Source organism: Vibrio sp. V03_P4A6T147 (genome assembly GCF_002241085.1).
Lineage (GTDB): Bacteria > Pseudomonadota > Gammaproteobacteria > Enterobacterales > Vibrionaceae > Vibrio > Vibrio anguillarum.
The window spans coordinates 1-8,271 of record NZ_NDIO01000252.1; the positions used below are offsets into that span (position 1 = coordinate 1).

At 46.6% G+C, this 8,271-nt stretch carries 9 protein-coding genes and 1 other annotated feature; of the genes, 1 reads left to right on the forward strand and 8 read right to left on the reverse strand.

Annotated elements, in window-relative coordinates; all coding sequences use genetic code 11:
• Positions 1-136: 136 nt before the first annotated feature.
• On the forward strand, positions 137-820 hold the full coding sequence (locus tag B9J84_RS09885) for a pseudouridine synthase (RefSeq protein ID WP_404206793.1): 684 nt from the start codon (positions 137-139) through the stop codon (positions 818-820).
• Positions 821-871: 51 nt separating this feature from the next.
• Here the strand turns inward: B9J84_RS09885 and hisIE are convergent, their stop codons facing one another.
• The 8 genes from hisIE to hisG form a co-directional block, all read right to left on the reverse strand.
• The gene (gene hisIE / locus B9J84_RS09890) at positions 872-1,507 is read right to left on the reverse strand and encodes a bifunctional phosphoribosyl-AMP cyclohydrolase/phosphoribosyl-ATP diphosphatase HisIE (RefSeq protein WP_094124043.1); all 636 of its coding nucleotides are present in this window, start codon (positions 1,505-1,507) and stop codon (positions 872-874) included.
• Positions 1,504-2,277, reverse strand: coding sequence for an imidazole glycerol phosphate synthase subunit HisF (gene hisF, locus B9J84_RS09895; RefSeq protein ID WP_094124044.1), 774 nt, complete (start codon positions 2,275-2,277; stop codon positions 1,504-1,506). Before hisF ends, hisIE begins: the two co-directional genes overlap by 4 nt.
• Positions 2,259-2,996 (reverse strand): 1-(5-phosphoribosyl)-5-[(5-phosphoribosylamino)methylideneamino]imidazole-4-carboxamide isomerase, encoded by a 738-nt coding sequence (gene hisA / locus B9J84_RS09900; RefSeq protein WP_094124045.1) that lies wholly within the window; start codon positions 2,994-2,996, stop codon positions 2,259-2,261. The genes hisF and hisA overlap by 19 nt, the downstream gene beginning before the upstream one ends.
• Before the next feature lie 13 nt (positions 2,997-3,009).
• Positions 3,010-3,672 carry an imidazole glycerol phosphate synthase subunit HisH gene (hisH, locus tag B9J84_RS09905; protein WP_094124046.1) on the reverse strand — a complete coding sequence of 221 codons (663 nt, stop codon included), beginning with the start codon at positions 3,670-3,672 and terminating at the stop codon, positions 3,010-3,012.
• Positions 3,672-4,745, reverse strand: coding sequence for a bifunctional histidinol-phosphatase/imidazoleglycerol-phosphate dehydratase HisB (gene hisB / locus B9J84_RS09910; protein ID WP_094124047.1), 1,074 nt, complete (start codon positions 4,743-4,745; stop codon positions 3,672-3,674). Before hisB ends, hisH begins: the two co-directional genes overlap by 1 nt.
• Before the next feature lie 80 nt (positions 4,746-4,825).
• Complete coding sequence (gene hisC / locus B9J84_RS09915; protein WP_094124048.1) at positions 4,826-5,866, reverse strand: histidinol-phosphate transaminase; 1,041 nt, start codon at positions 5,864-5,866, stop codon at positions 4,826-4,828.
• On the reverse strand, positions 5,866-7,164 hold the full coding sequence (hisD, locus tag B9J84_RS09920) for a histidinol dehydrogenase (RefSeq protein WP_013857097.1): 1,299 nt from the start codon (positions 7,162-7,164) through the stop codon (positions 5,866-5,868). Before hisD ends, hisC begins: the two co-directional genes overlap by 1 nt.
• Positions 7,165-7,169: 5 nt before the next feature.
• A complete protein-coding gene (gene hisG, locus B9J84_RS09925; protein WP_026027608.1) occupies positions 7,170-8,066 on the reverse strand; it encodes an ATP phosphoribosyltransferase in 897 nt (298 codons plus the stop codon).
• A 53-nt stretch (positions 8,067-8,119) separates the two neighbouring features.
• Positions 8,120-8,256 (reverse strand) — a sequence feature (His leader region).
• Between the last annotated feature and the right edge of the window lie 15 nt (positions 8,257-8,271).

Below are 8,271 nucleotides of genomic sequence, written 5' to 3' on the forward strand. Positions count from 1 at the left end.
TAATTAAACAAAACTAGGATAATAGTCTATTATCTTGTGCGTCAATCCTGTTTCTGGGCGCGCAAATCATAGCTTAAATCCAAAGTTCAGAAAACTTTCAAACACACTTCATTTACATTTTTGCAAGGTAGTTAACATGTCATCCCGCTTGCGTCGTGATTCTTCATCAGTATCAAAACCCTCAGGCTCTTCTCATTTTAAACGGCACGATCCACATCAGCGTTCAACCGCCCGCTCCTCCTCATCTGCAGAAGAGGTAAAAAAACGAGTATCACTTGCTGATCGAAAAGTCATCATCTTTAATAAACCTTTTGATACGCTAAGCCAGTTTACCGATGGTGATGGGCGCAAAACTCTCGCTGATTTTATTCCCGTAAAAGAGGTGTATGCCGCAGGTCGCTTGGACAGAGACAGCGAAGGTTTGATGGTGCTCACCAATGACGGCATCTTGCAAGCAAGACTAACGCAGCCGCAGTCAAAATTACCAAAAACGTATTGGGTTCAAGTAGAAGGAGAACCCGCTCAAAACGATTTAGATAAATTGCGCCAAGGTGTAGAGCTAAAAGATGGCATGACGCTGCCTGCCAAGGTTGAGATTTTGCAACCACCTACCTTGTGGGAACGTAATCCACCGGTTCGTTTTCGCGCACAAATTCCAACCACATGGCTTGCGATTACCATTACTGAAGGTAAAAACCGGCAAGTACGACGTATGACAGCGCATATTGGCTTTCCAACACTGCGCTTAGTGCGCTACGCGATGGGCGACATTGTTTTAGGCGATCTACAACCCGGTGAGTGGAAAGAAATTACCCTCTAACACCGCTCTCAAAAAACGGAAGCCTCTTTAATTTAAGAGGCTTCACTGTGTTTATTTATGGCGTTCTTTAAGCTTATCAATCACATCACTCAACGCTAATCCTTGGTCTTGCAATAGCACCAATAAGTGATAAATCAAATCAGCAGACTCACACACTAACTCCGCCTTATCGCCCGACGTCGCCGCAAGCGCAACTTCAACTCCCTCTTCGCCCACTTTCTGCGAAATACGCTTTGTTCCACGGGCATAAAGGCTAGCGGTGTAAGAGGAATCAGGGTCGGCACTCTTGCGGGCAGCCAATAGCTGCTCAAGCTGATGAAGCCACACCATTTGAGACTCTTCTTGTGCATCGTTATCCCAACAGGTTGTGGTTCCAGTATGGCACGTTGGCCCAATGGGATTCACTTTGACCAATAAAGTGTCGTTATCACAATCGAGCGCCATGTTTTTCAACTGTAACACATGACCAGAGGTCTCTCCTTTGGTCCAAAGGCGCTGTTTGCTGCGAGAAAAGAACGTCACTTGGCCTGTTTGCGCGGTTTTTTGCAACGCATCTTGGTTCATGTAACCCATCATAAGCACTTGACTTGATTTAAAATCTTGCACTATCGCCGGAACAAGGCCATCAACTTTGTTCCAATCAATACGCTCAGAAAGTGCAACCGCACTCGATACTTGAAAACTCATCGTCTTACCTCTACACCTTCTGCTTGTAAATATTGTTTTAATTCGCCGATATTGATGATCTGCTTGTGAAAAACCGATGCCGCCAACGCGCCATCGACATGAGCTTGTTGGTAAGCTTGCGCAAAGTGCTCCATCGTTCCTGCCCCACCAGAAGCGATAAGTGGCACGCGACACACAGCACGTACCTTCTGGAGTTGCTGTAGATCATAACCATTACGCACGCCGTCTTGGTTCATCATATTCAATACGATTTCACCCGCACCACGTTTTTGTACCTCTTGTACCCAATCGCAAGTTTGCCACTGTGTTGCTTTGGTGCGCGTCTCATCGCCAGTAAATTGATAGACCTGATACTGACCCGTTTCTTGATCGAAGTAAGAGTCAATGCCGACCACAATACATTGCACGCCAAATTTATCCGCCAAGTCAGTAATCAACCGTGGGTTAGCGAGTGCTGGAGAGTTAATGGAGACTTTATCTGCACCAAATTCTAAAATTCGCGCAGCATCTTCGGCAGATTTAATACCGCCCGCGACGCAAAATGGAATATCAATCACTGCCGCGACACGCGCCACCCAACTTTTATCCACCACTCGGCCATCACTCGACGCGGTAATGTCGTAAAACACCAACTCATCCGCGCCCTCTTCGGCGTAGCGTTTTGCAAGCGGTACGATATCACCAATGATTTCGTGATTGCGAAACTGCACCCCTTTCACTACTTGTCCATCGCGGACATCCAAACAAGGGATTATGCGTTTTGCCAACATTCGAATGCCTCCTGAGCGGTGAACTTACCATCTAATAAGGCACGACCGACGATCACGCCAGCAACACCACTGCCTGTTAAGGCTTTGATGTCCGCTAAGCTACCGATACCACCTGAGGATTGAAACTGTACTTGTGGGTACTGTTTGCATAAATCGATATACAACTCAACGTTAGAACCGGCTAGTGTGCCATCGCGGGAAATATCAGTGCACAATACGTGTGTCAAACCGACCGTTAGGTAATCATCAATCAAGGCTTCTATCGTTACACCTGAATCTTCTTGCCAACCTGAAATGGCCACTTTACGTGTGCCGTCTTGATCAATGTTGATGTCGAGCGCTAGCACAATTTTTTCTGCGCCATACTTTTCCATCCATCCTTTGACTAATTCAGGCTGTTTTACGGCCGTAGAACCGACAACCACGCGCTGCGCACCCGCATTTAATAAATCCACCACATCTTGCTCACTACGCACACCGCCACCAATTTGAATATTGGCAGGGGTACTGGCAAGCAGTTTGGCAATCAGATCAAGCTGTCGGGCTGAGGTATCTTTTGCACCCGTTAAATCGACAAGGTGCAACCAGTTAGATCCAGCCTGATGATAGAGGCGAAACTGCTCTGCAGGATCCACTTTGTATTCGGTAACTTGACCATAATCGCCTTGAAATAAGCGAACCACTTGGCCATCAATTAAATCTAATGCTGGAATAATCATTGCTAATTCCCTTTTATAATTCCAAGAAGTTCTTGATCAGTGCTGAGCCAGCTTTGGATGAGCGCTCTGGGTGAAATTGGACACCATAGTAATTACCGCTTTGCAGCGCCGCGGTGAAAGGCTTACCGTATTCACATTCGGCAATCGTGTATTCACCGACGGGCATGGCGTAGCTATGGACAAAATAGAAATATTCGCCTTGCTCAATGCCTTTAAACAGAGGATGGCCTCTTTCGGCATTGACCGTGTTCCAACCCATATGTGGCAGTGGTAAATCGCCTGTATCCATCAGGCGAACCTCGCCGTCACATAAACCCAAGCATTCAACAATGTCATTAGCTTGATCGTTAGCTTGCTGTCCTTTTTCTTCTGACAGCTGACCTAACAGTTGCATGCCTAAGCAGATGCCGAGCAGTGGCTTTTCAACCTGCTTCACCAAGGTGATTAAATCGCGCTGTTGCAGATTTTTCATCGCCTCACTTGCCGTACCGACACCGGGTAAAAACAGCTTATCTGCCGTCAACACCACATCAGGATCTTTTGAAATAGTGACTGGGTAACCCAAGCGTTCGATGGCAAATTTCACGGAAGAAACATTAGCGCAGCCTGTATCAATGATGACGACCTTTTGCGGCTGGCGGCTGTTATCACTCATCGCTTCGCGGACTGACGACATTACAGTACTCCTTTGCTACTAGGTAGTTCATTGCCTTCCACTTTAATGGCTTGGCGCAATGTGCGGCCAAAAGCCTTAAACAAACTTTCAATAATATGGTGATCATTCTCGCCATTGGATGAGAGATGTAGCGTACAGGCCAAAGTGTCGGTTAATGAACGGAAGAAGTGATATACCATTTCAGTGGAGAGATCGCCCACTTGCTCACGTGTAAAGGTGGCCTCAAATTTCAGATAAGGGCGACCCGATAGATCGAGCGCGCATTGTGCTAAACACTCATCCATCGGCAACGAAAAACCAAAACGACCAATGCCACGCTTATCGCCTAATGCCTCTTTTAAGGCTTGCCCGAGTGCTAATGCGGTATCTTCAATGGTGTGGTGATCATCAATGTGCAGATCACCATTGACGCTCAACTTCAATTGAAAACCACCATGGGTTGCGATTTGGTCAAGCATGTGGTCAAAAAAACCTAACCCCGTTGTAATCTGATTACCACCCGTTTCATCCAAATTGACCGCTACTTTAATGTCGGTCTCTTTAGTGGTTCTTACCACTTCGGCGCTGCGCGCTTTCACGGTTAAGTCTTTAACTATTTCACGCCATCCCATACTTTTCGGATGATACTGAATACCACGGATCGCCATATTTTCAGCCAGTTGCAGGTCGGTCATTCGATCGCCAATCACCACTGATTGCTGAAAATCGACTTTGCCTCCTTGCAGATACTCTTTAACCATCCCCAGTTTGGGTTTGCGGCAAGAGCAATTATCTTTTTCAAAGTGCGGGCAAATCAGCACATCATCAAAGATCACTCCTTGGGACTGAAAAATGTCCATCATCATCGCATGAGGGGCATCGAAATCCGCTTGAGGATAGCTATCCGTCCCCAGTCCATCTTGGTTGGTGACCATCACCAGCCGATAACCCGCAGCCTGCAAAGCCAGTAGGCTTGGGATCACATACGGCTCTAGTTTCAGTTTGTCTAAACGATCAACTTGGAAATCGACCGGAGGCTCAACAATTAAGGTGCCGTCACGATCAATAAAGAGAATTTTTTGCTGTTTGCTCACTGGAATATCCTTTTCTATTGGCCAGTAACGTCACTTAAACGACTGGCTCTTATTCATTTTGGGCTATTTATGGTGCTCGATTACTGATAATAATTGCGAATAAAAGCGAGTGTTTTTTCACACTCTTCGCGATTACCGATACTGATCCTCACGCAATTTTCAATCGGAGAATTGCGTAAAATGATGCCGTGATCCCAAGCGGCTTTAAACAATGCATCGCCATCGGGAAATTTCACTAATAGATAGTTTCCCCATCCTTCAAACACAGTTAAATTAGGCACCATATACAACCCTGCTTGTAAGTAAGCACGGTTTGCATTGAGATCCAACACTTGGAATTTGGTACGAGCAAGCCCAGCTTCCGATAACGCTTGCACGGCAATGTCTGCTACCGGAATTGGCACGGGATAAGGTGCAATTACCTTCTGCAGCACATCAATCAGCTCTTTATTGGCCAAGGTAAAACCGCAGCGCAAACCTGCAAGCGCAAACGCTTTGGATAAGGTGCGTAAAATCGCCAAATTCGGGTATTGCGCTAATAAATCAACGGTTGAGGCTTCTGGACAGAAATCAATGTAGGCTTCATCCATCACAACAATAGCGCGGTCTTTAGTCATTTCCAGCAAAGCAATAATATCTTGCCGCTTAACCAAATTGCCGGTTGGATTATTAGGACTACAAACGAAGATCAACTTCACGCGGTCCAAATTGGCACGAATGGCTGGCAGGTCGAGCTGCCAATCCGCTGTCAATGGCACCACTTTACGCTCGACACCGAACGTTTCAGCGCTAATCGCGTACATACCATAAGTCGGCGGACAGTATAAAATAGCGTCTTGATTGGGCTCACAAAATGCGCGGATCAAAAGTTCAATCCCTTCATCAGCACCGCGTGAGGTCAACACCTGCTCTGGCTGTACCTTGGCATAAGCCGCATACGCATCGATCATAGCTTTGGGTTGGCAATCACTGTAACGGTTCAAACGCACAAAATCGGTTTTGTACTCATTATTGAATGGCGATTCGTTGGCATTGAGCCACACATCACCACTGCCGCCAATACGGCGAGCCGATAAGTAAGGTTTCAGTGCTTGAATTTGCTTACGAGCCAGTTTTTCCATTATTTTTTCGCCTTTTGCAATTTTTCGACTCGAATGGTGACCGCACGTTTGTGTGCATCCAATCCTTCAGCTTCTGCCATTGTGACCACGGTTGGCGCTAACCCTTGTAAGCCCTCTGCGCTGAGTTCTTGCACCGTCATGCGCTTACTAAAATCAGCTAAACCAAGGCTAGAATAAGTACGCGTGTAACCGTATGTTGGTAAAACGTGGTTGGTACCCGAAGCGTAGTCACCAGCTGATTCTGGTGACCACTCACCTAAGAAAATTGAGCCAGCGTTATCAAGTAACGGCAACAGCTCACGAGGGTTCCGCGTTTGCACAATTAAGTGTTCAGGGCCGTAGTAGTTCGAGATAGAAACCGCTTGGGTCAAAGACTCAGCGATAATGATCAAACTAGAAGCCAAGGCCTTTTCTGCAATGGCGGCGCGAGATAAGCTTTTTAGCTGCTTTTGCACTGCATCTGTTACTTGATCGGCAATCACCGCTGAAGGGGTCACTAACACAACTTGTGAATCAGGTCCGTGCTCAGCTTGGCTAAGCAGATCAGCCGCGATGAAATCGGCATCAGCCGTATCATCAGCAATCACCAACACTTCCGAAGGACCCGCTGGCATATCAATCGCTGCACCGCGAAAATCATTACTCACTTGACGTTTTGCTTCTGTCACGTAGGCATTACCGGGGCCGAAGATTTTGTCTACTTTAGCAACGGATTTAGTCCCATAAGCCATTGCTGCAATCGCTTGACCACCACCAATGTTGTACACCTCATCAATGTTACACAGCTTGGCCACGTAGAGGATTTCGTCCGCAATCGGTGGCGGTGAGCAGAGCACCACTTTACGACACCCTGCAATTTGTGCAGGAACACCCAACATTAATACGGTAGAAGGTAAAGGCGCACTGCCTCCGGGAATGTATAAGCCCACCGTATTAATTGGACGCGTGACTTGTTCACACACCACTCCCGGCTGCGTTTCTACTTTGATCGGTTGCAGCTTTTGTGCTTTATGGAACTTAGTAATATTCTCATAAGCTTGTTGAAGTGCTTGTTTCATCTTGTCAGAAAGACGCTCGCACGCCGCATCAATCTCACCACTTGAGACGCGAATTGAATCCGGTTTCACGCGGTCAAATTTTTCAGTTAACTCAATTAACGCTTGGTCACCTTGCGCTTTCACCTGCGCAATCACGGCGCTCACGGCAGCAGTGACATTAGCTCCTTCAGTAATAGCCGGGCGTTCTAAAATTGAATCTTGCTGAGTTTCACTCAACGATTGCCAAACGACAGTTCTCATCGCCGTTACTCCATCATTTTATCGATAGGTAAAACCAAAATAGAACTCGCCCCTAATGCTTTTAGGCGCTCCATGGTTTCCCAAAATAGGTTCTCGGTACTGACCACATGCACTGCAACGCGATTTTTCTCCGCCGATAAAGGCAGCACTGTTGGGTCTTCCGCTCCCGGAAGTAAATCTTTAATTGCTTCTAATTGATCAACCGGAGCATGCAGCATGATGTATTTGGACTCTTTGGCTTGAATCACACCTTGCATACGCGTCAATAACCGAGCAATCAATGCTTGCTTATCTTCACTGAATTCACCTTGACGCTGAATGAGTGTTGCTTTGGATTGGAAGATAACTTCAGCCTCTTTGAGACCATTCGCTTCTAATGTTGCGCCAGTAGAAACAAGGTCAGCAATCGCATCAGCTAGGCCAGCTCGTGGCGCAACCTCAACAGAACCGGTGAGCACACAAGTGCTAAAATCAATGCCCTTTTCATCCATGTACGCTTTGAGTAACTGCGGATAAGTTGTGGCGATGCGTTTACCCGCCAAATCTTGAGGGCCGTTGTACTGCTGGTCTTTATTGATCGCGATGGATAAGCGGCAGCCACCAAAATCAAGACGGCGCAGTGAAACAAACTCACTTTTCTTATTTTGCGACAAGCGTTCTAAACGCACCTCTTCCAGCTCATTCTCACCAATGAAACCGAGATCAACCACACCGTCCATCACCAGCCCGGGTATGTCGTCATCACGCACTAGCAGTAGGTCGATCGGCATATTGAGAGAGTGAACGACAAGACGCTCACCCATAATATTGAATTTTACGCCGCATTTTTTAAGTAAGTCTTGGCACTCTGAGCTCAAGCGACCTTTCTTCTGGATGGCAATTCTTAGGCGTTGTGTTTGCATGACAATTTCCCTGTGCAATGTATTGAATGTATTTGGAATTGAGTTAAAGCAAAATGAAAAAACCCTCGGGAGATTTGCGTTCTCCCGAGGGTTTTAATCTAAATGCTTTGACTTAACCACCGGGAGTTTCCTGCCTCCCGGGTATGCGTACATCTCCCCGAAAGATTATTTAGGGTGATGGTGATGATGAATGTTCATTACAAAA